The sequence below is a fragment of the Pedobacter psychrophilus genome (assembly GCF_001652725.1).
GTDB classification, from domain to species: Bacteria; Bacteroidota; Bacteroidia; order Sphingobacteriales; family Sphingobacteriaceae; genus Pseudopedobacter; species Pseudopedobacter psychrophilus.
The window spans coordinates 191,181-217,377 of sequence record NZ_LWHJ01000030.1 but is presented as its reverse complement, the minus strand read 5'-3'; the positions used below and the strand labels follow the sequence as shown (position 1 = coordinate 217,377).

20 protein-coding genes, 1 tRNA gene and 1 pseudogene are annotated in these 26,197 nt (G+C 33.4%); 9 read left to right on the top strand and 13 right to left on the bottom strand.

All coding sequences use genetic code 11. The annotated features are described in order from the left end of the window. The first annotated feature begins 18 nt into the window (after positions 1-18). Positions 19-1,260: an aminotransferase class I/II-fold pyridoxal phosphate-dependent enzyme gene (locus A5893_RS14670; RefSeq protein WP_068823332.1), complete on the top strand. Its 1,242-nt coding sequence runs from the start codon at positions 19-21 to the stop codon at positions 1,258-1,260. A 79-nt stretch (positions 1,261-1,339) separates the two neighbouring features. On the opposite strand, the gene A5893_RS14665 is transcribed toward A5893_RS14670, so the two are convergent. From A5893_RS14665 to A5893_RS14650, 4 genes are all read right to left on the bottom strand, one after another. Beyond that, positions 1,340-2,062 carry a hypothetical protein gene (locus A5893_RS14665; protein ID WP_068823331.1) on the bottom strand — a complete coding sequence of 241 codons (723 nt, stop codon included), beginning with the start codon at positions 2,060-2,062 and terminating at the stop codon, positions 1,340-1,342. A 94-nt stretch (positions 2,063-2,156) separates the two neighbouring features. Further along, the gene (gene purD, locus A5893_RS14660) at positions 2,157-3,431 is read right to left on the bottom strand and encodes a phosphoribosylamine--glycine ligase (protein ID WP_068823330.1); all 1,275 of its coding nucleotides are present in this window, start codon (positions 3,429-3,431) and stop codon (positions 2,157-2,159) included. A gap of 297 nt (positions 3,432-3,728) precedes the next feature. Beyond that, positions 3,729-4,136 carry a DoxX family protein gene (locus tag A5893_RS14655; protein ID WP_068823329.1) on the bottom strand — a complete coding sequence of 136 codons (408 nt, stop codon included), beginning with the start codon at positions 4,134-4,136 and terminating at the stop codon, positions 3,729-3,731. Beyond that, positions 4,136-5,029 (bottom strand): S66 peptidase family protein, encoded by an 894-nt coding sequence (locus A5893_RS14650; RefSeq protein ID WP_068823328.1) that lies wholly within the window; start codon positions 5,027-5,029, stop codon positions 4,136-4,138. Before A5893_RS14650 ends, A5893_RS14655 begins: the two co-directional genes overlap by 1 nt. 189 nt (positions 5,030-5,218) lie before the next feature. Here A5893_RS14650 and metG point away from each other — a divergent pair, with 189 nt between their 5' ends. The 7 genes from metG to A5893_RS14615 all read left to right on the top strand — a co-directional run bounded on the left by metG (position 5,219) and on the right by A5893_RS14615 (position 12,770). After that, the gene (metG, locus tag A5893_RS14645; protein WP_068823448.1) at positions 5,219-7,282 is read left to right on the top strand and encodes a methionine--tRNA ligase; all 2,064 of its coding nucleotides are present in this window, start codon (positions 5,219-5,221) and stop codon (positions 7,280-7,282) included. Positions 7,283-7,425: 143 nt separating this feature from the next. After that, positions 7,426-7,614, top strand: coding sequence for a GIY-YIG nuclease family protein (locus tag A5893_RS14640; RefSeq protein ID WP_068823327.1), 189 nt, complete (start codon positions 7,426-7,428; stop codon positions 7,612-7,614). A gap of 61 nt (positions 7,615-7,675) precedes the next feature. After that, a tRNA-Arg gene (locus A5893_RS14635) sits at positions 7,676-7,747 on the top strand. A gap of 264 nt (positions 7,748-8,011) precedes the next feature. Beyond that, on the top strand, positions 8,012-9,355 hold the full coding sequence (locus A5893_RS14630; protein WP_068823326.1) for a DNA recombination protein RmuC: 1,344 nt from the start codon (positions 8,012-8,014) through the stop codon (positions 9,353-9,355). A 59-nt stretch (positions 9,356-9,414) separates the two neighbouring features. Then, complete coding sequence (locus A5893_RS14625) at positions 9,415-9,708, top strand: type II toxin-antitoxin system HigB family toxin (protein ID WP_068823325.1); 294 nt, start codon at positions 9,415-9,417, stop codon at positions 9,706-9,708. A gap of 5 nt (positions 9,709-9,713) precedes the next feature. Then, the gene (locus A5893_RS14620; RefSeq protein WP_068823324.1) at positions 9,714-10,070 is read left to right on the top strand and encodes a helix-turn-helix domain-containing protein; all 357 of its coding nucleotides are present in this window, start codon (positions 9,714-9,716) and stop codon (positions 10,068-10,070) included. Positions 10,071-10,256: 186 nt separating this feature from the next. Continuing rightward, positions 10,257-12,770 carry a ligase-associated DNA damage response DEXH box helicase gene (locus A5893_RS14615; protein ID WP_068823323.1) on the top strand — a complete coding sequence of 838 codons (2,514 nt, stop codon included), beginning with the start codon at positions 10,257-10,259 and terminating at the stop codon, positions 12,768-12,770. A 244-nt stretch (positions 12,771-13,014) separates the two neighbouring features. Here the strand turns inward: A5893_RS14615 and A5893_RS14610 are convergent, their stop codons facing one another. The 6 genes and pseudogenes from A5893_RS14610 to tsaD form a co-directional block, all read right to left on the bottom strand. Further along, positions 13,015-13,944 carry a hydrogen peroxide-inducible genes activator gene (locus A5893_RS14610; RefSeq protein ID WP_068823322.1) on the bottom strand — a complete coding sequence of 310 codons (930 nt, stop codon included), beginning with the start codon at positions 13,942-13,944 and terminating at the stop codon, positions 13,015-13,017. Positions 13,945-14,197: 253 nt separating this feature from the next. After that, positions 14,198-16,192: a M1 family metallopeptidase gene (locus A5893_RS14605; protein WP_198342337.1), complete on the bottom strand. Its 1,995-nt coding sequence runs from the start codon at positions 16,190-16,192 to the stop codon at positions 14,198-14,200. Positions 16,193-16,267: 75 nt separating this feature from the next. After that, positions 16,268-16,987, bottom strand: a complete 720-nt coding sequence (locus A5893_RS14600; protein WP_068823321.1) for a hypothetical protein — start codon at positions 16,985-16,987, stop codon at positions 16,268-16,270. A 73-nt stretch (positions 16,988-17,060) separates the two neighbouring features. Next, a complete protein-coding gene (locus tag A5893_RS14595; protein WP_068823320.1) occupies positions 17,061-17,411 on the bottom strand; it encodes a Spx/MgsR family RNA polymerase-binding regulatory protein in 351 nt (116 codons plus the stop codon). Positions 17,412-17,600: 189 nt separating this feature from the next. Continuing rightward, a complete protein-coding gene (gene pth / locus A5893_RS14590; RefSeq protein ID WP_068823319.1) occupies positions 17,601-18,158 on the bottom strand; it encodes an aminoacyl-tRNA hydrolase in 558 nt (185 codons plus the stop codon). 127 nt (positions 18,159-18,285) lie between these two features. Beyond that, positions 18,286-19,286: pseudogene (gene tsaD, locus A5893_RS14585) on the bottom strand (tRNA (adenosine(37)-N6)-threonylcarbamoyltransferase complex transferase subunit TsaD). Between the two features lie 56 nt (positions 19,287-19,342). Here tsaD and A5893_RS14580 point away from each other — a divergent pair. Next, positions 19,343-23,788, top strand: a complete 4,446-nt coding sequence (locus A5893_RS14580; protein WP_232456871.1) for a translocation/assembly module TamB domain-containing protein — start codon at positions 19,343-19,345, stop codon at positions 23,786-23,788. Between the two features lie 35 nt (positions 23,789-23,823). On the opposite strand, the gene A5893_RS14575 is transcribed toward A5893_RS14580, so the two are convergent. The 3 genes from A5893_RS14575 to A5893_RS14565 all read right to left on the bottom strand — a co-directional run bounded on the left by A5893_RS14575 (position 23,824) and on the right by A5893_RS14565 (position 26,171). Then, positions 23,824-24,588 carry a CDP-alcohol phosphatidyltransferase family protein gene (locus A5893_RS14575; protein ID WP_068823318.1) on the bottom strand — a complete coding sequence of 255 codons (765 nt, stop codon included), beginning with the start codon at positions 24,586-24,588 and terminating at the stop codon, positions 23,824-23,826. A gap of 160 nt (positions 24,589-24,748) precedes the next feature. After that, a complete protein-coding gene (locus A5893_RS14570; protein WP_068823317.1) occupies positions 24,749-25,138 on the bottom strand; it encodes an eCIS core domain-containing protein in 390 nt (129 codons plus the stop codon). Positions 25,139-25,214: 76 nt separating this feature from the next. Further along, positions 25,215-26,171 (bottom strand): NAD-dependent epimerase/dehydratase family protein, encoded by a 957-nt coding sequence (locus A5893_RS14565; protein ID WP_068823316.1) that lies wholly within the window; start codon positions 26,169-26,171, stop codon positions 25,215-25,217. Between the last annotated feature and the right edge of the window lie 26 nt (positions 26,172-26,197).

Here is a 26,197-nt window from a genome sequence, read left to right as displayed (position 1 = left end):
ACATAAAAAAATAATATTTTGGATATTTTTGAGAAGATAGCGAAAAACATGGGCCCTCTAGGTCAGCACCAAAAATGGTCTCATGGATATTTTTCTTTTCCTAAATTGGAAGGAGAAATTGCACCTCACATGACTTTTAGGGGCAAAGAACATTTAGTTTGGAGTCTAAATAATTACTTAGGTTTGGCAAACCATCCCGAAGTAAGAGAGACGGATGCGCAAGCAGCTAGAGATTACGGAATGGCGTATCCTATGGGCGCTAGGATGATGTCGGGAAATTCTAATCACCATGAAGCCTTAGAAAAATCATTGGCAGAATTTACAGGTTTTGAAGATGCTTTTCTTTTAAACTATGGGTATCAGGGAATTTTATCTGCCATTGATGCTTTAGTTGATAGAAATGATGTTATTGTTTATGATGCAGAATCTCACGCTTGTATTATTGATGGTGTACGTCTGCATATGGGTAAACGCTTTGTTTATCTTCATAACGATATGGATAGCCTTAAAAAGCAATTAGAACGGGCTACTAAATTAACTGAACTATCTGGCGGCGGAATTTTAGTAATTACTGAAGGTGTTTTCGGAATGTCTGGTGCTCAAGGTAAACTAAAAGAGATTATTGATTTTAAAAAAGATTTTAAATTTCGCTTGTTAATTGATGATGCACATGGTTTTGGCACCATGGGTAAAACAGGAGCAGGTACGCATGAAGAACAAGATTGTTTAGCAGGAGTAGATGTTTACTTTGGTACTTTTGCAAAATCTATGGCTGGTATTGGCGCTTTCATCGCATCAACAGAAGAGATTACCAACTATTTAAGGTATAATATGCGTTCGCAGACTTTTGCGAAATCTTTACCGATGCCGATGGTTATAGGATTAAAAAAGCGTTTAGAACTTTTACAAACTAAACCAGAGCTTAAAGCAAAACTTTGGGAAGTTGCAACAGCCTTACAAAGCGGTTTAAAAGAAAAAGGTTTTAATATTGGCAATACCAATTCTGTAGTTACACCAGTCTTTTTTAAAGGAGAATTGAGTGAGGCCACAGCAATAACAATGGATTTAAGAGAAAATTTTGGTATTTTCTGTTCTATAGTAATTTACCCAGTTATCCCAAAAGGGTTAATCATGTTAAGGTTAATCCCAACTGCAATGCACACACTAGAAGATGTAGAAAGAACACTCAATGCATTTAGTGAAGTAAGGGAAAAGCTTGAAAAAGGTTATTATAAAGACAAGAAGCCTGAAGCTGTTTAACTATAAGTATAGTTTTTATAAAACGCTTTTAACTAAATGTTAAGGGCGTTTTTTATTTTAAGTCTATCAGAAAGTAATATTAGCGCTGAATAAAAAATCCAATAGCAGCGAAAACTACTCCTACTATTGAAATGATAAAAGCTGACCTTCCGAAAATGAAGCCTAATGCCAAACCTGCTATCCCTAAAACTAAACCTACCCACAATAAACTTTGACCTCTTTTTATATTTTGATTTGATTTAGATTCTATTTCAGGATTTTTAGATTTTATATCATTAAATGCCAATGAGCGTATTTCAGAAGCTGTTTTGCTAATAGGTTTTAAATTGCCGTTAACGGATTTTAAGGCTTCTTTAGATTTTGATAAAGGTTTTGAAGGTAATTTTAAAGCCCCATTCAGTTTTGTTGCAGTAGCAGATTTAGACACAATCAAAGGTTTATTTGATTGTTTTTTTTCTATTTTATTTGAGGTTGATACAACCGAATTACTAGATGCTAAAAAGCTTCTTTTTTTTAATGTAGACTTTGTTTTTTTTTTTTCAGCAGTCGGGCTGTTCGCTAAGGATGATTTTTCTTGATCAGCAAAAAAACCTGTTGGCTCGCTATAATAAACGGTTTTATCTTTTTCCTTTAAATCGATAGTGATATCAACCTGATTTACCTTCTCACTTTGTGGTACGTATTTTCTAGCTTTTTGAATTTTTTCTGGATTGATGTTAATCCATTCGTAATTATTACGACAAGATGATAGCACCATTAAAGTTGCTAATAATCCTAAAATGTATCTCCCCGCTATATTCATTATTCAATTTTAAACTTAATACGTAAAAATAAAGATAAAAGTTTATTTCTAAATATTTGATTCTCTATGTATGAGGGATTTTTTACTCAAAAATCTACAATAAATCAAAACCAATATCTTTTCTAAAAGTTGCGCCATCATAATAAACCCTTCCAGCATCGGCAGTAGCCTGTTGTAATGCCTCAAAAAGATTGTCCTGCAAAGTTGTAACTGCTAATACCCTGCCACCATCGGTTTTAACCAATCCATTATCCATATCTGTACCTGCATGAAAAACAATACTCTCCCTAATATTCTCTAAGCCCGTAATTGTTTTTCCTTTTATATATTCTCCCGGGTAACCAGCCGAAACCAACATCACACTTGCGGCAGTTTTATAAGAAATCTTCAATTGATAATCTTTTATCTTAACATCTGCTACAGCCTTTAAAAGTTCTACAAAATCACTTTCAATCCTTGGCAAAACACTTTCTGTTTCCGGATCGCCCATGCGACAATTGTATTCTATCACCTTTGGTTCGCCATTATCATTCATCAAACCGATAAAAATAAAACCTTTATAATTAATGTTCTCTGATTTTAACCCATTAATAGTTGGGATTACAATTGTTTCTTCCACCTTTTTTATAAAAGAAGCATCAGCAAATGGAACCGGAGAAACAGAACCCATTCCTCCTGTATTTAAACCAGTATCGGCTTCACCAATTCTTTTATAATCTTTTGCAGAAGGTAAAATAACATAATCTTCACCATCAGTAACTACAAAAACAGAAAGCTCAATCCCTGTCAAAAATTCTTCAATTACCACTTTTTCACTTGCGGCCCCAAATTTTGCTTCTGCCAACATCAAAGTAAGTTCATGTTGCGCTTCCTGTAAATTGGTACAAATCAAAACTCCTTTACCGGCTGCCAAACCATCAGCTTTTAAAACCACTGGCATATGATGATGTTTAAGATAATTTAACCCTTCTCTTAAAGTTTCAATGGTAAAAGTGTGAGAATGTGCAGTTGGAATATTATATTTCTCCATAAAGATTTTAGAAAAATCTTTGCTTCCTTCTAATTGTGCCCCATCTTTTTTAGGTCCTATAACTGCAATGTTTTTTAAATCTTCATCTGCTAAAAAGAAATCATGGATGCCTTTTACGAGAGGCTCCTCTGGTCCAACTAAAACTAAATCGACTTTATTTTTTAAAACAAAATCTTTTATTCCTTCAAAATCAGTAGTTTTTAGCGCAATGTTTTTTCCGTAAGCACCAGTACCAGCATTGCCTGGAGCGATAAATAAGTTGCTACATAAATTGCTTTGGGAGATTTTCCAAGCGAATGCACTTTCTCTGCCACCAGAACCAAGGATTAAAATATTCATGCCCCAAAAGTAGCACATCTGTTTTATTACCGAGGTTTTAATTTAAAATAATGGATCTTTTGTTTTGCTAATTATTATTAGTGAGTACTGTATTAGATTCTATCTTTTTAGATAGTATTAAAGAGATTTCGATTATATTTTGGTAATAAAAACGATATGGGCGTTTTATCCGCCAGCTGGCGGACCACTTTATCTTTTTTGCAGAAAAGCAAAAAAGGACGCCGTTCCAATCGTTAGCGCAAGTAATTAAGTAATAACATGAATTAATTTATAAGTGAGATTTTAATACACATCAATTCATCTTTTATCTACGCTATATTTCCCAGGACCCACAAAAAATAAAACAAAAAAAGCTAAACCTGTTTCTATTGCATGGGCTGCGCCTTTCCAACCATCGCCACCTGCAAAATGACTAGCAGCTGCAACAATTAAGGTCAAGATGATTAATATGGCTGCAGGTCTAAAAAGTAAACCTAAAACAATTAATAATCCACCAATACCCTCGGCAAAGCCAGCCATAAATCCCCAAAAGGTAGGCAAAAACGTAATTCCCAAACTTTGCATTGAACCTCCTAAAGCTTCCCATTTTTCTGGTCCGCCCATTAATTTTGGTAACCCATGAAAAATCATCATGCCTCCCAAACCAATTCGACCTATTAACAGTCCTAAATCTTTATAATTGTATGCTTTTGAAAAATATGCCATTATTTAAAATTTATTTGAACACTTTCTTTGCTAACTATTAATCTAACTTTTTCTCCAAAAATTAAGGCTCTGTTGTCGGGTAAATGCCCGGCTGGGAAATGATAACAAACCGGATAATGATATTTAGAAACTATTTCTTCAATAATTTCATAAGCAGAAAAACCAAAAGGAATATCATTTATTTTAATGTCGGTGAAACCACCGACAATTAAACCAGCCAAATTTTTCAGTTTTCCAGCTCTATCTAAAGTTCGCATCATCCTATCAATAGCATATTCATATTCGCCAACTTCCTCTACAAAAAGAATTTTTCCATCGTAAGAAATATCACTTTTCGAATTTAGACAAGCCACTAACAAACTTAAATTTCCACCAATTAATTCTGCTTGGCTTTCGCCGATTTTATTTCTATCATTAGCTTCAATCTCATATTCTAAATTCTCGCCAAACAATACCTTTCTTAAGCTTTCTAATCCTTCTTTGCTGCTTTCGCTGATATTAACCGGCATTTGTGCGTGTAAACTCTGTAAACCCAAACTTTGCAATTGTAAATGAAAAACGGTAATGTCACTAAAGCCAATAATCCATTTTGGGTTTACCAATAAAGGTTTCCAATCAATCTCATCAACAATCCGGATGCAACCGTAACCACCTCGGGCAGCAATAATTGCTTTTATGCTTTCATCATCTATGAATTTTTGCATATCGGCAGCCCGTAATTCATCTTTACCCGCAAATTGATGAAAAACTGAATTTACACTCTCCCCCAAAACCACTTCTAATCCCCAAGATTCTAGCAATTTTATAGCATCTGTCATAGGTGCTTTTAAACTTTTAGCAGGGCAAGTAATGGCAATTTTATCTCCTTTTTTTAATTGTGGAGGTTGTATCATGATTTAATTTTTTATAAGATTTTATAAGGCGTTAACGATAGCAGCGGATACCGGCTTGTGGCTAATGCCTGTGTAGTATGAGCGGATAGCGTGTTAAAACGCACAAATTATTTATCTTTTTCTTTAATAATTTTATTTAATCAATATCAATTATCTTTGCAAATTAATAAAACAAACACAATTTCTGTTTTGACTCAAAAAGATTTTAAGAGATATACCATTACTTCTGCTTTGCCTTACGCAAACGGACCTTTACATATTGGGCATTTGGCTGGTGCTTATTTGCCTGCGGATATTTTTGTGAGGCATTTGCGCTTACAAAAAAAAGATGTGGTTTACGTTTGTGGTTCTGACGAACATGGAGCGGCAATTACTATAAAAGCGAAGAAGGAAGGCACTACTCCTCAAGCAATTATTGATCAATACCATCATCAAATAAAACAAAGTTTTGAGGATTTTGGGATTGCTTTTGATATTTATCACCGTACTTCTTCTGCCATTCATCATGATCTTTCGCAAGAATTTTTCTTGAATCTTTATGAAAAAGGAGAATTTATAGAAAAATTTTCTGATCAATATTTTGATGAGGAATATCAACAGTTTTTAGCGGATAGATACATCATTGGGACTTGTCCTAATTGCGGTAATGATAACGCTTACGGCGATCAATGCGAAAAATGTGGCACTTCGCTTAGTCCGACAGATTTAATCAATCCACGATCTACTTTAAGCGGAAACGCTCCAATTTTAAAACCTACCAAACATTGGTATTTGCCATTGGATAAATATCAGCCTTGGCTAGAAAAATGGCTGTTAGAAGGCAAAAAAGATATTTGGAAAACAAATGTTTATGGCCAATGTAGTTCCTGGTTAAAGCAAGGTTTACAGCCTCGATCCATGACGCGTGATTTAGATTGGGGAATTGATGTGCCTTTGCAAGAAGCGGAAGGTAAGAAGCTTTATGTGTGGATGGATGCACCAATCGGCTATATTTCTGCTACCAAACAATGGGCAATTGATCATAATAAAGACTGGCAATTATATTGGAAAGAACAACCAAATGAAGCCGATAATTCTTGTCTGATACATTTTATAGGTAAGGATAATATTGTTTTTCATTGTATTACTTTTCCTTCTATTTTACATGCCCACGGCGATTATATTTTGCCAACCCAAGTACCTGCAAATGAGTTTTTGAATTTAGAAGGCGATAAACTTTCTACCTCAAGAAATCACGCCGTTTGGTTGCATGAATATTTAGAAGAATTTCCTAACAAGCAAGACGAATTGCGTTATGTTTTAACTTCTATTATGCCCGAAACCAGTGATAGCGAGTTTACCTGGAAAGATTACCAAGCGAGGGTGAATAATGAGTTGGTGGCCATTTTAGGGAATTTTGTGAATAGGGTAATGATTTTGATGCACAAATACTTTGAAGGGAAAGTTTTAGGTGGAGAAAAAATAAAAAACCAATCTTTATTTGATGAAATTGGGAAAGCTTATGATGATGTTGATATTTATTTAGGTGATTTTAAATTTAGAAACGCTATTGCTAGCGTGATGGATATTGCCCGTTTAGGAAACAGGTATTTAACAGAAAATGAGCCTTGGAAAACTTTTAAGGAAAGTCCTGAAGAAGCCAGAGAAGTTTTGCAAAACTGTTTGCACATCATTGCCCATTTAGCAACTTTGTCTCAAGCTTTTTTACCTTATTCTTCCAAAAAGCTTTTTGGGATGTTAAATATAGAGAGGGATGTTTTGAGTTATGATGAGGAAATTATTTTTAAAGACGGACATCAATTAAACCCTGCGACCTTATTATTTGAAAAAATAGAAGATGAAGTTGTGGAAGCACAAATTAAAAAGTTGGAAGATAAAAAAACGGAAGCTTTAGCTGCAATTAAATCTGAAGTAACCCCTGCAAAAGCAGATATTAGCTTTGATGATTTTTCTGCCTTGGATATTAGAACAGGAAAAATCTTAACTGCAGAAAAGGTTGCGAAAACAAAAAAACTATTGAAATTAACGATTGATACCGGCTTAGACCAAAGAACGGTTGTTTCAGGAATCGCAGAGTTTTTTGACCCCGAAAAGATTGTTGGACAGCAGGTAAGTATTTTGATAAACCTTGCGCCAAGAGAAATTAAAGGTATAATTTCACAAGGAATGGTTTTAATGGCCGAAAATTCGGATGGAAAACTTACTTTTGTCGCTCCAAAAGAAGAATTTGGAGTTGGGAGTGTGGTTAGATGATTTTAGAATAATGATTTACTATTTTAGATTTGTGTATTAATCGTAAATCTAAAATTCTCTAATCGCAAATAGATTGGTCCCGTAGTTCAACGGATAGAATACCTTGCCTACCGGCAGGCAGGGAAGTTTCCTAAACTTTAAATGTGGAAGAAGTTTATTATGTTTATGCCCTGATTAGTGAGAAAGATAATAGAATTTATGTTGGTTTTAGTTCCAACTTAGATAAAAGATTAAAAGAACACAATTCAGGTAAAACGAAATCCACTAAAGGATATAGACCCTGGAAATTAATTTATAATGAATCTATAGTTGGCAGACAAGCAGCCAGATAAAAAGAAATATATTATAAAAGTGGAATTGGCAAAGAATTTTTGAAATCTTTGCCAAAATAATGGTCCCGTAGTTCAACGGATAGAATAGAAGTTTCCTAAACTTTAGATATGAGTTCGATTCTCGTCGGGACCACAAAAAAGCTGCTGAAAAGCGGCTTTTTTTATAAATGTTTTCACGCTTCTTAATTGTCTGAATCTTGATAAAAGGGATTTTAGGATTTATTGGATGATTATTGGTGGATTATTAATTGAAAATTGAACTCTTGATTTATCTTATCAATTCTTCAGTAAGCAAATCATCCTGTTAATCTTTGAATCCTAAAAATCGTGATTCAGACAAAAATCATCAAAATTACTTACCTCAATTTTCCTATTTTTGATTTTAAACCAAACATCAATGGAATTTCTCCCAATCATTATAGCTGTCATTATTTTAGTTATTGCAATAATTTTATTTGTAAAAAAACCAAAAATTATAGGAGGAATTGCTATTGAGGAATATAACCAACTCAAAACAGAATTAGCTGTAGAAGAGCAAAAGGTTTTAAGCGCAAAAGAAGAGAAACAGGAAAATGAAAATCGCTTTTTACATAGGATTTATCGTTTAGAAGAAGAGAAAAATGAACTAATTTCCCAGCTCACCCAAGAAAAACAACAAGTTTCAAAAATTGAAGAAGCTTGCAAAGCTGAACAGCAACGTTTGCATCAACAAGAAAAGTTTATTACCGAAACACAGGTAAAATTCTCCAAAGATTTTGAACTGATTGCCGCTCAAATCCTTAAACAAAAAACTGCAGAGTTTACAGAAACCAACCGAACCAACCTCGATATTTTACTAAATCCATTGAAAGAAAACATTAAAGCTTTTGAAGATAAGGTTGAGAAAGTTTACAAATCAGAATCTGATGAGCGGAACATTTTAAAAGGTGAACTATCCAAACTAATGGAACTGAACAAACAAATTAGCGACGAAGCGCATAATTTAACAAGAGCCTTAAAAGGTGACAATAAAAAACAGGGGAACTGGGGCGAAATGGTTTTGGATAAACTAATGGAAGGTTCTGGCTTGTTAGAAGGCGTGAATTATACCAAGCAAAGCAATTATGTAGCTGCCGATGGGAATAGATTATTGCCAGATATGGTGGTTTTTTTACCCGAGCAAAAACATATCGTTATAGATTCTAAAGTATCACTGATTGCTTATGAAAAGTTGGTTTCTGCAGAAAATGAGGAAGACAGATTAACATTTACCAAGCAGCATATTGCTTCTATTAAATCTCATATTATGGGTTTAAGCATTAAAAACTATCAGGATTTATATCAAATAAATTCACCAGAATTTGTGCTTTTATTTATCCCAATAGAATCTTCTTTTGCCATTGCGGTACAATATGATCAGGATTTGTTTGATTTTGCCTGGAATAAAAAAGTGGTTATTGTAACACCTTCTACCCTTTTAGCAACTTTAAAAACCGTTGCTTCCATCTGGAAACAAGAACAGCAAACCAAAAACGCCATAGATATTGCTACCAAAGCAGGTCAGCTTTATGATAAATTTGTTGGCTTTGTAACTGATTTACAAAAAGTTGGTGATCATTTAGATAAATCTCAAAAAGTTTATGGCGAAGCGATGGGCAAACTCACTTTGGGCAATGGAAATTTGATTAACCGTGTAGAGAATTTAAAGAAATTAGGTGCGAAAGCTACTAAGGAAATTGATAGTAGGTTGTTAGAAGAATAGAAATCAGAAACGCAATTCCCGTTACGGGAACTTTTTTATTATATTTGTCCAGTATTAAAATGAGGATAATTTCTAAGGGCATTTTACGAGAATTTTGGGAAAGACATTCTGATAGCGAGCAGCAATTAAAATCTTGGTATAAAGAAATCAGCGACAGTCTATTTAAGTCTCCAATTGATATTAAAATAGTTTATCCTAATGCTAGCATTTTACAAGATAATCGTGTAGTGTTTAACATAAAGGGAAATAAATATAGAATCATAGTGAAAGTAAGCTATAAGTATGCTATGATTTGGATTCGATTTGTAGGGACACATGCTGAATATGATAAAGTTGACGCTAATAAAATTTAAAAATTATGACCATTAAACCCATAAAATCAGAATCCGATTATAAAGCTGCTTTAGAAAGGTTAGAAATCATATTTGATGCAGATTTAAATACTCCCGAAGGTGATGAGTTGGAGATTTTAAGCATCTTAATTGAAAATTATGAGGATGTGAATTTCCCAATAGATTTGCCAGACCCAATTGAAGCCTTAAAATTTAGAATGGAACAAATGGGCTATACTCCAAACGATTTAGTGAAAGTTATTGGGCTAAAAAGTAGGGTTAGTGAAATTTTAAATAAAAAAAGAAAGCTTTCTTTAAATATGATTAGAAAGTTGCATGATCAATTACAAATACCTACTGAAGTTTTAGTGCAAGCGTATTAATTTATTAAGGGCGTTTATCCGCCAGCTGGCGGACCACTATATCTTTTTTGCTACTTGCTTACCGGCTAGTGCAAAAAAAGGATGCCGTTTCTATCGTTAACGCAGCTATCACTTTACAAAAAATCCTTTTTCAAAACTTTGGCTTTCCCTTTGCAAACAAATTAGCTTAAATAGTATTTTTAATTCATGGCAATTTCTAAAGGAGAGCGGCTCATCCAAGAATGGTATCTTTTAAAAAAATGGGAGCAATTTCCATTTCAAAAAGAGATGATGGATAGCTATTTGAAAGGTTTTTCGGGATTGCTTAACGCCCCAACTGGCAGCGGAAAAACCTTTGCTATGTTTTTGCCTTTTATTATAGAATATATCAATGAAAATCCTGAAACTTATCAGCAAAAATTAAATAGTGGGTTAATGCTTTTATGGATTACGCCATTAAGAGCATTAACCAATGATATTCAAAAAGCCATGCAGTCTGTGGTTGATGATTTAGGTATCCCATGGAAAATTGGAACAAGAACTGGTGATACTTCTTCTGCGGATAAACAAGCCATAAAAAGAAAACCACCAGAAGTTTTACTGACAACACCAGAAAGTTTACATTTAATGTTAGCTCAAAAGGAGTATCCTAAAACATTCAAAAATTTACGGGCAGTAGTGATTGATGAATGGCATGAATTGTTAGGCACAAAAAGGGGCGTTCAGGTAGAGTTAGGCTTATCAAGGTTAAAAAGCTTAAAGCAAAAAGAAAAAAGCGAAAAACAAACTCTCAGCCTTCAGTCTTCTGCTTTAAACTTAAAAATCTGGGGTATCAGTGCAACTATTGGTAATTTAGAAGAAGCGGGTGATGTGCTATTAGGTCCAAATTTTTCTTTGGATAGAAAAAAAATGGTACGGGCAAACATCGCAAAAAAGCTAGAAATCAAATCTATCATACCAGAAAACGTAGAAAAATATAGCTGGAGCGGGCACATTGGTCTTAAACTTTTGCCTGAAGTAATGGAGATTGTGGCTAACAGTAAGACCACATTAATTTTTACCAATACAAGGGCACAATCTGAAATTTGGTATCATGCTATTTTAGATAACTATCCAGAATATGCTGGGGTCATGGCCATGCATCACGGTTCTTTAGATAATGAATTAAGAGCTTGGGTAGAGGAGGCGCTTCATGCAGCAATTTTAAAATTGGTTGTTTGTACTTCTAGTTTAGATTTAGGTGTAGATTTTCGACCTGTTGATACCGTGATACAAATTGGCAGCCCGAAAGGCGTTGCCCGTTTTATGCAAAGGGCTGGCAGAAGCGGGCATCATCCTGGAGCTATTTCTAAAGCTTATTTTGTCCCTACACATTCTTTAGAACTACTGGAAGGTGCTGCTTTAAAATACGGAATTGAACATGAAATATTTGAAAGCCGAGATCCTGTTTTATTAGCTTATGATGTACTGATACAGTATTTGGTTACACTTGCTGTTTCAGATGGTTTTAAAGCGGAAGAAACCTATCAACAAATCATCAATACTTTTGCTTACGCCGATTTAACCCGAAATGAGTTCCATGATATTTTACAATTCATCACCCGTGGAGGGAAATCTTTAAGTGCTTATGATGAATTTTTAAAAGTAGAAATAGAAGAAGGAGTTTTTAAAGTGAACGATAAAAGAGTTGCCATGAGACATCGCTTAAGCATGGGAACCATTACTGGCGATGTAAATGTGAGGGTTAAATTTCAATCTGGCGGAAGTTTAGGTTCTGTTGAAGAAGGATTTATTTCTAAATTAAAAACAGGTGATACCTTTTGGTTTGCCGGTAGAAGTTTAGAATTTATCCGATTTAAAGATATGACTGCTTATGTAAAAGTCAGTAAGAAAAACAAAGGTTTGATTGCGAGTTGGGCAGGAAGCAGAATGCCATTATCCTCGCAACTTTCTGCCGTTTTTAGGCAAAAATTAGATGAAGTAGCCTTAGGAGTAGAAGAAGATGAAGAAGTAAAAGCTTTACGCCCATTATTTGATAGACAAATTGCACAATCTCACTTACCCTTTAAAGACGAATTTTTAATAGAGATTGTTGAAAGCAGAAGTGGTTTTCATTATTTTTTCTATCCTTTTGAAGGCAGGTTGGTGCATGAAGGTTTAGCTTCTCTCTTTGCCTACCGGATGACTAAATTGAAAAGTGCTTCTTTTTCTATTGCCATGAACGATTATGGTTTTGAGCTGCTTACAGATGAAGCAATGCCTTTAGAACAGTCCATTTTAAATGGTTTATTTAGCGATAAAAACCTACTAGACGACATTCAGCATAGTTTAAATGCCAATGAAATGGCGAGAAGAAAATTTAGAGATATTGCACACATTGCAGGATTAATTTTCACTGGTTTTCCTGGTAAAAATATGTCTAACAAGCATTTACAATCTAATTCTTCTTTATTATTTGACGTATTTAACGAGTATGAAAATGATAATTTATTGGTAAGACAAGCCTATAATGAAGCTTTGGCTTTTCAATTAGAAGAATTTAGGATGCGTGAGGCTTTACAAAGGATTCAATCGCAAAAGCATATCATTAAAAACACAAATGGACCTTCTCCTTTTGCTTTCCCCGTAATGGTAGATAGGTTGAGCAGGGAAAAATTAAGTACCGAAACTGTAGAAGAACGTGTTGCAAAAATGATTGGTAAAATGGAAAGTGATTATTGAATATAACTATTTATTAATCGTGTTAAATAATGTCATACCTACGGCATTCTAAAAAAAAATTCAATTTTTTCTACCATAATGTCGTCTCTCTGGGACTTTGTATTTATAAAATTCAATAAATTAAGAATTTTTAGCCCCAGTGGGGCGAAATTATGGTAAACTAAACCTCAATATTTAAAAAGCCTCAGAGGGGCGATATTATTCTCCGTCTAAAAATTCACAAAACACACTCTAAAACATTTCATCAAATCTCTATAATCTCTTTCTTCTTTTTTGTTTTCATCCTTTTTGGGATAGAATTCAAAATTTCTTCTTCTAAAGCATCAATAACCCTTTTTTTAATGAAGTTATTATTGGTAACGATACTTACTTCTCTGCTAGGTTCAGGGCTCTTAAAATAACGGACTTTATCCAACTGCTTTACAGAAAAATCTTGAAGGGAAAGTTCAGGTAAAATGGTAATGCCGTCGTTCAAATCAACCATTTTAATTAATGTCTCTATACTTCCTGTGTTGTACTCTAATTTTGCACCGTTAGAATTTTTATGCTTGCAAATATTTAAAACCTGATTACGCATGCAATGTCCTTCATTTAAAAGCCAAAGATTATCTACATCTAAATCATTTGTGGTAATGGCTTTTTTCTTAAAAATTGGACTGTGTTTAGACAAATAGCTTACAAAGTTTTCATAAAATACAGGGCGTTCTGTTAAACCGTTTTCATGTAGTGGAGTTGCCAAAATACCACAATCCAAAAGATTTACTTTTAATTGTTGGATAATTGTTTCTGTGGTGAGCTCTGATATAGTCAATTTCACTTTTGGATATTTTTCCATAAAGCCACCTATAACTTGAGGTAAGAGATAGGGAGCGATTGTAGGAATTACACCAATTTTCAATTCGCCTGCTAATTCGCCCTTTCTCTCTTCAATAATTTCTTTTATTTTATAACTTTCTTGCAAAAGAATTCTTGCTTGTTCTATCACTTCAATTCCAATTTCGGTAGGGATTACAGGCTGTCTTGAGCGATCAAAAAGTTTAACTTCTAATTGTTCTTCTAATTTTTGGATTTGCATACTCAATGTAGGCTGGGTAACAAAACATTTTTCTGCAGCTAATACAAAACTCCGATAAGTATCAACCGCAACTGCATATTCTAATTGAACTATTGTCATGATGATAAATATAGAAAAATTCTATTAATGATTTTTTTAATAGATTTTTAGATGAATTCAAATAAGTCTTTTTGCGTTAGGGATAGTAGTGAAAATCCTTTTTGTTTTTCGCAAAAAGATTGTAATGGATAGCCCGACCCATCCGCTAGCTAGCGGATGGGAAACGCCCAAATAAATTTATTTCAAAAAGTATATTAAACAAAAAAGGCAAACTAAAATAGTTTGCCTTTTCAAAACTTTATAGAAATATTATTTAGTTGCTTGTCCAAACATCATTTGCAGAATTTGTATCTGGCAATGCGTGTTCAGGATCAAAAGTAACAGAAGCAATTTTTTCTGTTGATGGATATTGGAAAGTCCAAGTTTTGTTACGTTCCCAAATTTCTACTGGCAATTTGATCATTTCTGTTTTACCGCTTGCCAATTTAATTTCTAAGCTTATAGGCAATGGCATTTTTTCATTACAGCCAATTGTAATAAAGACTCCATTCTTAGCATCATCCTTAATGTATTTTACATCATTTACAGAAATATCTGCTTTCCAGTTGTTAGCGAACCAGCCTCTCCAAAACCAATTTAAATTTTCACCTGCTACGTTTTCAATCGTTCTAAAAAAATCATTTGGAGTTGGGTGTTTAAATGCCCATCTGTCAATGTAAGTTTTAAAAGCCCTATCAAAACGCTCTGGACCTAAAATTTGTTCTCTTAATATTGTTAAACCTGTTCCTGGTTTAAAATAACAGAGTACGCCAATATGAGATTCTTTCATATTATCTGGGCTTACCATAATAGGTTCAAACATAGGGTTCATTAAATAAGTAGCTGTTTTGTGCATATCTACAGCTGCTTTTGGAGCGTACTCTCCGCTATTGAAACTTTTAGTGGTTAAGGTATTAATAAAAGTATTGAATCCTTCGTCCATCCATGCATACAAACGCTCATTAGAGCCAACGATCATTGGGAACCAGTTGTGTCCAAACTCATGATCTGTTACTCCCCAAAGGCTTGCTTTTTTAGATTTCCATCCACAAAAAACAATTCCTGGATATTCCATACCACCTTCATTACCGGCAACATTTGTAGCTGCACCATAAGTATATTCATACCATTTATTAGAGTTAGATTCGATGGATTTCTTAACATATTCAGTTGATCTGCTCCATGCATCAATTCCGGCACTTTCTACAGGGTATGCAGAAATAGCCAATGATTTTTTACCGCTTGGTAAGTTCATTTTGGCAGCATCAATAATAAACGCTGGAGACGAAGCCCATGCAACATCTCTAGCATTTTGCAACTTAAAATGCCAAGTCAGTTCATTTTTATCCGAAGGGCGAGAAGCTTTATCAGTAACTTCGTTAGCGCTACGAATCATTACGGTTGCATCACTTTTTGCTGATGCATCCCACCTTTTTACTTGTTCTGCTGTATAAACTTCTTTTGCGTTTTGCAATTCACCAGAGCAAACTACAATATGATTAGCCGGTGCAGTAATCTTGATATCAAAATCGCCATAATCTAAATAAAACTCACTTGGACCAGTATATGGAATTGTATTCCATCCAGTTACATCGTCATAAACGCACATACGTGGATACCATTGGGCTTGAGTAAATATTTTTCCGTTTTTGGTTTCTAAAACACCCATTCTGTCAGATCCATACTCTGGAGAGATGTATGAAAAATTAATTTTTAGTTTTAAAACTCCGCCGTTTGCTTTTAGATTTTCTGGCAAAAAGATTTGAAGACGTGTATCCTCAAACATATATTTTAAATCAACTTCTTGGTTTTTGCCGTTTAAACTCATCAAACGCACTAAACCTAATTGATGACCGCCTTCAAAAACTTGACCACGGCTACCATTACGGCTTCCTGTGGGTGGAACTATGGCTGTTCCTCGAGAAGATTGCTTAAATAAATTCTGATCTATATTCATCCAGATAAAACCTAAATCATCAGGACTGTTATTAGTGTAAGTCAAAATTTCTGAACCTGTAATCTTATTTGCATCATTATCTAAAGACGCTGTTAACTGATAGTCAGGTCTGTTTTGCCAATATTGGTGACCTGGTTGTCCGCCTGCAGAACGGTAAGTATTCCCGTTTTCTGAATAAAAGAATGGTTTGAAAGCCTCTAAATAATCATAATTATTTGTTGAAGCTGCTGGCGTTTGTGTTTGTGCTATTGATTGAAAGCCCAAAAAACAAATTGCGATGCTAAAAGCACCTATTAATCTTAATTTTAACATGGAATGGATTTGAATAAAAAAGCAATATAAATAATCGATATGATTAAGGTTTATTATGATAGAAATGTTACGCAATTAAAAACTACCACTAAAAGTGGTTCTAGGAAGATTTGGATAAATCCTATTCTCGGCCGGCAGCCTTATGTATTCATTATAAGATTTTACAATATAGGTTCTTAATTCTACCTCACTCATATCTGCCACTTGTGAGTAAGTTGGGCGATAATAAGACATAAAATCTTCCAGCAATTGTCCTTTTATTTTTGTTAGGTCGCTTACCAGGTCAGGGTTAAATTTTTGATCTATAGTTTTCTCATTTAACTCTTTATCCATAAATTTTTGGAATGCTCTTTTCTGTTGAGATTGTTTACCAAAAGCATTTCCTAAGCTTAATTTACCATCCTGGGTTAAAACTGTAGTATTTGCTAATGAATATGCAGATGAATAAGCTGAACGTACATTTTCTGGTACTCTACTTTTTGCGCTCACAATTACTTCATCCAAAACAATTAAACTTGGTCTCATTAAAACTAATTTTGGTCTCATATTTTCTAAAACCAAAGTATCGTTTTGGTAGCCTGGGCAAGAAAAAACAATTAAATCGCCCAAATCTGCCTTTAAAACAAAATCTCCTTTTTGCCCGGTGTGGTCAACTTCTCTTTGTGTAAGATTGTTCACAAAAACCAATTTCAGTTTGTTACGGCTATCGGCATCATAGGCCGTACCTTCTATTCTCATTTGTGCTTTTAACATAAATGGTAATAAACTTAACAAAATGATAATGAGGTTTTTCATCTTTACAAAAGTCTGTTATTATCTTTTAAATAACAAACGCTTAACATTTTTTAACGCTAATTATACAATCCTATTAAAGATAAAGTTTTTCATATTGCTTTTCATCAAACCCAACTGAGTTGCCTTTATCGCTTTCTAAAACGGGTCTTTTGATGGCACTAGTATTATCTTTCATTAATTTTATGGCAGAAATCGCATCTTTTATTTCAATTTTAACGGTTTCATCAAGTCCTCGCCATGTTAATCCTTTTCTATTTAAAACGTTTTCCCATCCAAATTCATTGCACCATTTTTCTAAACTTTCTTGGCTTACGCCGAGTTTCTTATAATCGTGAAAATCATAATCGATATGATTATCTTCAAAAAAAGTACGGGCTTTTTTTACCGAACCACAATTAGGAATACCGTAAATTTTTGTTTTCATTATTGATTTGTTAAATTTTTTATCGTCAGAATCTTGATTTTCTTTATTTAAGATTCCTATAGTTCTAATTGTCAGAATCTTGATTTTCTCGATTTTAGGATTAATAGGATTTCTGCATCTCGTATAATATTAAGTTTAAAAGTATCCTCCTTATCTTTAATCCTGCAAATCGGGATTCAGACAAAATTATTAATTAAAATTAGTCATCGTCAACTCCGTTCCTATAGTACAAAACGATTTTATCATATTGATAGATTTATCAATCAAAGCAGGCAAAGCAAGTATTTCATCTTTATCAAAACCACTTAAAACATAATCTACTTGTCGGCCTTTAGGATAATTATCGCTGATGCCAAATTTTATCCTGGGATATTCATTAGAACCCAAAATGCCCTCGATACTTTTTAAACCGTTATGACCTGCCGGGCTTCCTTTTGGTTTCAATTTTATCTTTCCAAAAGGAATGGCTAAATCATCCACAATAATCAACACATTTTCTATAGGGATTTTCAATTCCTGCATCCAATGCCTTACTGCTTTTCCACTTAAATTCATATAAGTTGTTGGCTTTATCAGGCATAACGTTCTTCCTTTATAGTTAATTTCTGTGTAAGCCGCCAATTTCATGGTGCTAAAAGTTGCACCTGCCTCTTTAGCCAATTGGTCTAAAACCATAAAACCAATATTATGGCGATTATCCGCATATTCCTGACCTATATTCCCTAATCCTACGATAAGATATTTCATGTTAAATTAAATTCAATTTCCGTCCGTCATGTCAAGGCATCGAGACATCTCATTAGCAAGGTTGCCATTCTAACTGAAAACCTATTCGTGATATGTCTCCTATCGTCGACATGACGGAGTGGTTAAACTAAAAAGGCATCCTCGCCAATGGAGCAACATCCTGCCCTACAAAATCCTTCGCTAAAAATTTATAATAGCCCGCAATGGCAATCATCGCGGCATTATCCGTACAATATTGAAATTGCGGATAAAAACATTGCAATTTAATTGTTTTCCTAAATTTGTTAATCCTTCCCTTAAACCAGAATTTGCTGAAACTCCGCCAGCAATTGCTAAATCCTTTATTTGATATTGCTCTGCTGCTCTCTTAAATTTATTTAATAAAATAGAAACAATTCTACTTTGAACGGATGCGCAAACATCATTTAAATTCTCTTGTAAAAAGTTTGGATTTTCTTTTACATGATCTCTCACAAAATAAAGAATTGCAGTTTTTAAACCACTAAAACTAAAGTTTAAACCTTCAATTTTAGGTTCAGGGAATTTGAATCTATTTGGATCTCCCAACTTTGCATATTTATCAATTAAAGGGCCACCAGGATATGGTAAATTCAAAATCTTTGCTGTTTTATCAAAAGCTTCGCCAGCGGCATCGTCTAATGTTTCGCCAACAATTTCCATATCAAAATAATCTTTTACCAAAACAATTTGTGTATGACCTCCTGAAACGGTTAGGCATAAAAAAGGAAATTTTGGTTTAGGCTCATCTATAAAATGGGCTAATATATGCGCCTGCATATGATTTACTTCAATTAAAGGAATGCTATTTGCTAATGCAAATGCTTTAGAAAAGCAAGTGCCAACTAACAACGATCCTAATAATCCTGGGCCACGTGTAAAAGCTACTGCATCTATGTGTTTTTTGTTTATTTTCGCAGCTAGAATTGCTTCGTGAACGGCCGGTACAATGTTTTGTTGATGAACCCTGGAAGCTAATTCTGGGACAACTCCTCCATATTGTTCGTGAATTGTTTGGTTGGCAATAATATTTGAGACTATTTTTCCGTCTATGCAGATAGATGCTGAGGTTTCATCACAAGATGATTCTATTCCGAGAACAATTGACACAAGTATGAGTTTATTATTTTTTAAAACACAAAACTATTAAAAAAGTATTCAAAATAATGCTTTATGTATTGCTAGCTTTCATTTTACTGATAGCTGGGATTATCTTTTCCTTTCAATTTGAAAGCGTACAAACTTGGGCAGCAAAAAAAGCAACAAAATATTTATCTAACGAATGGAAAACTACGGTAGATATTGATAAACTTTACCTTAAACCTTTTAGTTCTGTAATTTTAGAAGGCGTTTATATTCAGGATTTAGATAAGGACACTCTTTTAAGTGCTGGAAAATTAAATATTGATATTTCTTATTTTTCTCCTTTTTCTGAAAGGAAAATTACTTTAGATCAAATCAATTTAGATAACAGCAAATTTTATCTTAAAGCCTATAAAGACAGCACCACCAATCTTTCATTTATCATTAATTATTTTAATACCGGGAATGTAGATACAACTGCTAAAAAACCTTTCGATATTTTAATTAATAATATTAAAATCAACAATCTTGATTTTAAATATAAAAATTATAGAACACCAGACACCCTATATAATGGCTCTATAAATTATGATGATGTTTATATAAAAGGCTTAAGTACAGCAATTAATAATTTAGATACCAAAAATTACATCTTAAAGGCGCAAATTAATCACTTAAAATTTAAAGAAAAAAGTGGTTTTATTTTAAACGATTTAACTGCTTCCGCCACTATTGATTCTAACAAAATAGTGCTCGAAAACCTGTATTTAAAGACTCCTAATACTTTGCTAACCAACTATTTCAGTATGAAATTTAAGGATTTCGCTGATTTTGACGATGTAGAAAATAAAGTAACTTTAGAAGGGCATTTTAAAAATTCTAAAATTTACGCTAAAGATATTGCTTTTTTTGTTCCTCAACTTTCTAATTCTAAACTGGTTTTAGATGTTACCGGAAATATAAAAGGAAAAGTAAATGATTTAAGAGCTAAAGATTTAATTATTAAATTAGGTAAGACTTCTTATGTAAAAGGAAATTTTCAGGCTAAGGGTTTGCCTGATATAAAAAACACTTTTTTAGATTTAGATTTTAAGCAGGTTTATACCAATAAAGCAGATATCGATTATATTATTGAAAAAGCAACAGGCAAAAAATCTACCCAAGTTCCAACTGTAATTAAAAAGTTTGGTAACATCAATTTTGTGGGTTCCTTTACTGGTTTTGTAAATGATTTTGTAGCCTATGGCGATTTTAAAACCAAATTAGGCAGGGTAAAATCTGATGTTAACATGAAAATCAATAACCGAAATATACCCTCTTACACAGGAAAGGTACAGGCTATAGATTTTAACCTTGGAGATTTAATTGATGTGCCCAGCATAAACAGAACATCGTTTGTTGCAAACGTAAATGGCAGAGGCTTTAATGTGGACAATCTTTATGAAAAGCTTAAAGCTGATGTTACCTATTTTGACTATAATAATTATAGATACCATACTATTAAAATTGATGGTGATATTAACAACCAAGTTTTTAATGGGAAACTATCTGTTAATGATAAAAACATTAAACTTAATTTTGACGGAAAAGCAAATTTAAACCCCAAATTACCAGAGTTTAATTTTAAGGCTGATATCCAAAAAGCAAATCTCCATATCCTAAACTTCACCAAAGATACCATACAGGTAGAGGCAAAAATAAACACAGATTTTAGTGGAAATAGCCTGGAAAATATTCAAGGTGATTTTACTATAAATGATATTAGGTTTACCAATACAGAAAAATCTGTTGTGATAGATTCTGTTTATTTAATGGCAAAAGGAATTGGAACAGACAGGGTTTTGGCCTTAACTTCTGATGTTGGTGATGCAAGTATAAAAGGCGAGTATGATTTAAGCACTTTACCATCATCGTTTAAAAAAATCCTAAAAAAATATATCCCTTCTTACCGAGGAAAAATTGTAGCCGCAAATAATCAGAATTTTGAGTTTAAGGTTGATTTGAAAAACTTTGATTATATCTCTAGCTTATTTATTCCTGAGTTAAAAATCCCCGAAAGAGGTGCTTTTAATGGCCGTTTTAATTCTGCCAAAGATTCTGTTAGCTTAAACGGTTTTATAAAAACGTTAACTTATAATGGCACTACCTTTAATAACATCATCTTAGATCAAAACACCAATAGCAAATCTTTAGAAGCCATTATTTCTATGGATAAAATTGAGGTTTCTAAAGGTGGCATATATGTGCAAAACGTAATTATCCAAAATACTTTAAGAGACGACAGTTTAAGTTTCAACTTAAAATTAGCTGATAAAGATGCGGTTAACCAACTCGATTTATACGGATTGGTAGAGTTTGGAACAGACACTTTGGCTAAATTAAGTTTGCTCCCTTCTGATGTAATTATCGATAATCAGGTTTGGAAAATACAGGATAAAGTGAGGATAAAATTTGAGGACAACAGGACTATCATTGACAATTTTGAACTCAGCAGCGATAAACAATTACTTGCTGTTAACGGGGCAATTTCTAAAAACCCAGATGATGACCTGGAAGTAGTTATCAAAGATTTAAAAATGGCTTCTTTAAGTCAGCTAACAAAAGGGTTTGGTGTTAATTTAAGTGGGATTATGAATGGCGATGCGCATCTATCTGCTATTTTAGGCACTCCAAATATTAAATCTGATATTACTGTAGATTCTTTAAAATATAACAATACGGCTATTGGAGATTTAAAATTAGCTACTGTTTACGATAACAAAAACAATAAAATTGATGTTGACGCTACCATATTTAAAGATGCTAGTAAAACCATGGATATTAAAGGAGATGTTGATATTAAAAGTGAAACAAATAATTTAAACCTCGATTTAATTTTAGACAAAACCGAATTAGTTATAGTAGAGCCTTTCGTAAAAAATTTGGTGTCTCGATTAAAAGGTCAGGTTTCTTCAGATTTAAAGGTTACGGGCAAATTTAGTAATCCTCAAATTAATGGAAGTTTAACCCTTATCAACTCCGGTTTAACCGTAAATTATTTAAACACCGCTTATACCATTAATGATAAAGTTACTGTAGATAATAGCATCATTAAAGTTGAAAACCTTGATTTGGTAGATATTAGAGGAAATAAAGCGACTGCAAATGGCACAGTTGATATGACAAATCCTAGTAATCCGGATATCCGTATTGACATAGAAGCTAATAATTTTATGGCGCTTAATACTTCGGCTAAAGAAAATCCTATTTATTACGGTATAGCTTATGGTACTGGTAAATTTAGTTTTATGGGCCCTACTGATGCCATGAGGATTAATATCAAAGCCAAAACTGAAGAAGGAACAGAGTTTACAATCCCATTAAATGGTGCATCTACAGTTAGCTCTAATGATTTTGTGATTTACGTAGCTAAAGATTCTTCACTTAACAATAAAGTTCAAGAGAACTATTTTAAAGGCTTAACCATGGAGTTTGATTTAACCGTTGATGAAGGGTCTAAAGCAAATATTTTAACAGAAGTTGGAAATCTTTCTGGAGTTGGTAATGCGCAATTAAATTTAAAAATTACCAGTCTTGGCGATTTTGAGATGAAGGGCGATTACATCATTAACCAGGGTCAGTTTGATTTTACCGCAAATAATATCATCAATAAAACCTTTGACATTAGTAAAGGAGGAACGATAAGATGGACAGGCAATCCTTCTGATGCGGAAATTAATTTAAATGCTGTCTACTCTACCAGGGCTGCAATTGCTCCACTTTACGCTGCAGCAGGAAGAACATTACCTGATGAAAGTAGAAATACAAGGGTTTTAGCAGAGGCAGAAATGATCTTGAAAGGTTCGCTCTTAAACCCTACCATTACTTTTGGTTTAGAATTCCCTAACAACTCTGGCTATAAAACTGAGTTACAGGGATATTTAGATGATAAAGACAATGAAGCCCAACAAGTAATAAATTTAGTAGTGCGTAATAGTTTTAATGGTAATTCTAGCGCAGGTATCGGTATTGATAATCAAACATTAATTGGTTCTGGTTTAGAGCTAGGTCTTAGCAAGTTAAACAGTATTGTTTCTCAGTCTTTAGGGCTAAAAAATCTAGATTTTAACCTTCGCTCTTTAAGTGAACTGGGTTTTGGATACAGCATATTTAATAATAGGGTAAAGTTTTCTGGAAGTTTCATCAGCAATACAACTGACGACAGCTATTTTAATAATAATCTTTTTAGCACTTCCTTAAAAGATGTAACCATAGATGCCCAGGCAACCTATGATATTAGAAAAGATGGAAGTTTTGTAGCTAAAGTTTTCCAACGTCCATCTAATAGAGATTTTTTTAACCTTAACGGCGATATTAATATAGCAGGAACAGGTTTAGTTTATGTGCAAGAGTACGATACTTTTAAAGAGTTTATCAGCAAAACGTTTGGAAGAAAAAGAGACGAATCTGCTAAACAAGATGATACGGAAGAGAGAACCAAAACCATGAAATCTCCTATCATTAATCCTAAGAAAGAGGAAGATCAGTAAATATTTATTGTTAATATTTGATTTGCCGATAAACGCTAATAAAAAAGCTTTCTTATCCCAATAAAAACAAAAACCATTAAGGTGTAAGTTAAAAAGAAAGGTAAAATAAATGCTTTTAAACCCAGCACAAGCATCAATGCGATAATCAATAATTGGAAACCTAAACCAAAAGTAGAAATACCTGTCATTAACCAATTGGGTAATATCTTACCTAAATCTGCATTGCTATCTAAAGTATAAATGGTTTTATCAAAAGCGCCATAAAGTAATTTATACAATCCAAAAAGAACATTTACATGCTTTTGTGCTTCGCCCTTTAAAGCAATTGGAGTATTATATTCAAAAACCCTACTTGTGGTGTCGCCGTCCACTTTATTTCTTAGAATAACATAATAATAATTGTAAAGTGTGCCTTGTAATTGCAATCCTAAAAATGCCAATAGGCATATCCAAATGGTATTGTTACTGATAAACCAAATGGAAATAAAGAACATCGCATTTAAAATAATATCGGCAACAGAATCTAGGTAACGACCGGTATATGAAGGTTTTTGTTTTAAACGAGCCAATTCGCCATCTGCAGCATCTAAAATAGATTTAAAGATTAGAAAGAATGCAGCTAACCAATAATAACCGGTAATGATACAAAATATGGCAATTAAACCCGATATAATAAAACCGATGGTAACATGGATGGCAGTAAAATTTGTGTTCTTTAGGGAGTTGGCAATTAGCCTTGCAATGGGCCTACCGTAATCTGAAAAATCAATAAATTTATGCTCTTTTGGAAGCTTTGACATTCAATATCATAGAAATAATTATTTTGGAATATACCAATGAAAGGGCGCAAAGATAGAATTAAATCTGATGGAATTGATTTTTGGATATTTCGGCTTTAAAGTAGTTTAAAAAGAATGATCATTTGACCTTATTTCAAAAGCTATTTTTAAATATTTCTGATTAAATATTTCTTCCTTTTTGCCGAAATCTTAATGCCTTATTTCCCATTACATCCGCTTCTTTTTCTAAACCTTCATCATCATTTACAATTAATTCTCCTCTCATTTGCATTGTAGATTTTACCCTTCCCTGCTTTTGCTGAACAACATGCCACGCTTCATGAGGTAAATGTTTTTCCTGGTTAGCCTCCAAATTGATATCACTTCCTTGGGCATACACATAAGCCTGCAATTGAGCTGGTTGATTAGCATTATAATGCACTTTTACATCATCCAAAGAATAACCAGAAAGATTTTCGACTCCTTCTTTTAATTGATCCGGCAATCCTGTAGTATTTTCTTGTTTTTGAATTGGAGATGATGGGATTGTATTTTTTTGTTTTTTATTCATTTATTAATAATGTTTAAGAAAGTTTAAAAATTTGCGGTTATACTTTCAGAACTCCCGCAATTTTTTGACTCTATTGCTAGCTAATGGTTGTTTTATCCTGATGATCATTTATTTGTTTAACAGCTTGTTTTACGGCAACAGCATGAGTTGTGGGAGTGTAATTGAAGTATTTGTTAAACTTAGCACTATCAAAGAAATAATCTCTATCATATTGATAATTCATCTCCGCCAATTCTTTCATGATAGGAACAAACATTCCAATTCCTTTTACTAACCAATTAGGCAATACCGTAAATTTATTTTCTTTACCTAATTCTTTTACAAAAAGGTTAATCCATTCTTCACCTGTTATTCGCTGTGGGTCTGTTGGTAAATTCCAGATTTGATTGTAGGCATCTGCTTTATTTCCTAGCATTGCTGTTCCTTTTGCAAGATCAGGAACATAACCCATACTGTGACATAATTTAGCATTACAAAACCATTGTGCTTTTTTGTCTTTTACAAGATTGTCATAAGCAAGGTTCATAATCATACTTGATTGTGTGGCAGTACCTCCAAAAAAATCTGGTGACCTGGCAATAATTGCCTGCAAATTATTTTTCTCCATATTTTCCAAAATAATCTGGTCTACCGCAGCCCTAATTTTACCTTTTTTACTTGTTGGACTAATTGGAGAGCTTTCTGTAATATGATTTACGTTGTTACCACCAATTGCATAAACATTGTCGAAAAAAACCAACTTAGAATTATATTTTAGACAGGCATCCACTACGTTTTGAATAAATGGTGTCCATTGTTCTTTCCATGTACTTGTTTTGTAAGGAAATCCTATGGCTACATAAGTGATAGCGGAACCCTTTACGGCTTCAAACACTTCCTCTTTTTTGGTAAGGTCGGCAGGAAATAAAGTATCTGTTTCATTTACCTTTTTGGGATTTCTACTCACCAATTTAATGTCTGTTGTATATTCAGCTAATGCTTTTGCAAGTTCAACACCAATTGCTCCACCTGCACCTAAAATTGTTTGTTTCATGATTCTATATTTTAATTGTTAAATAA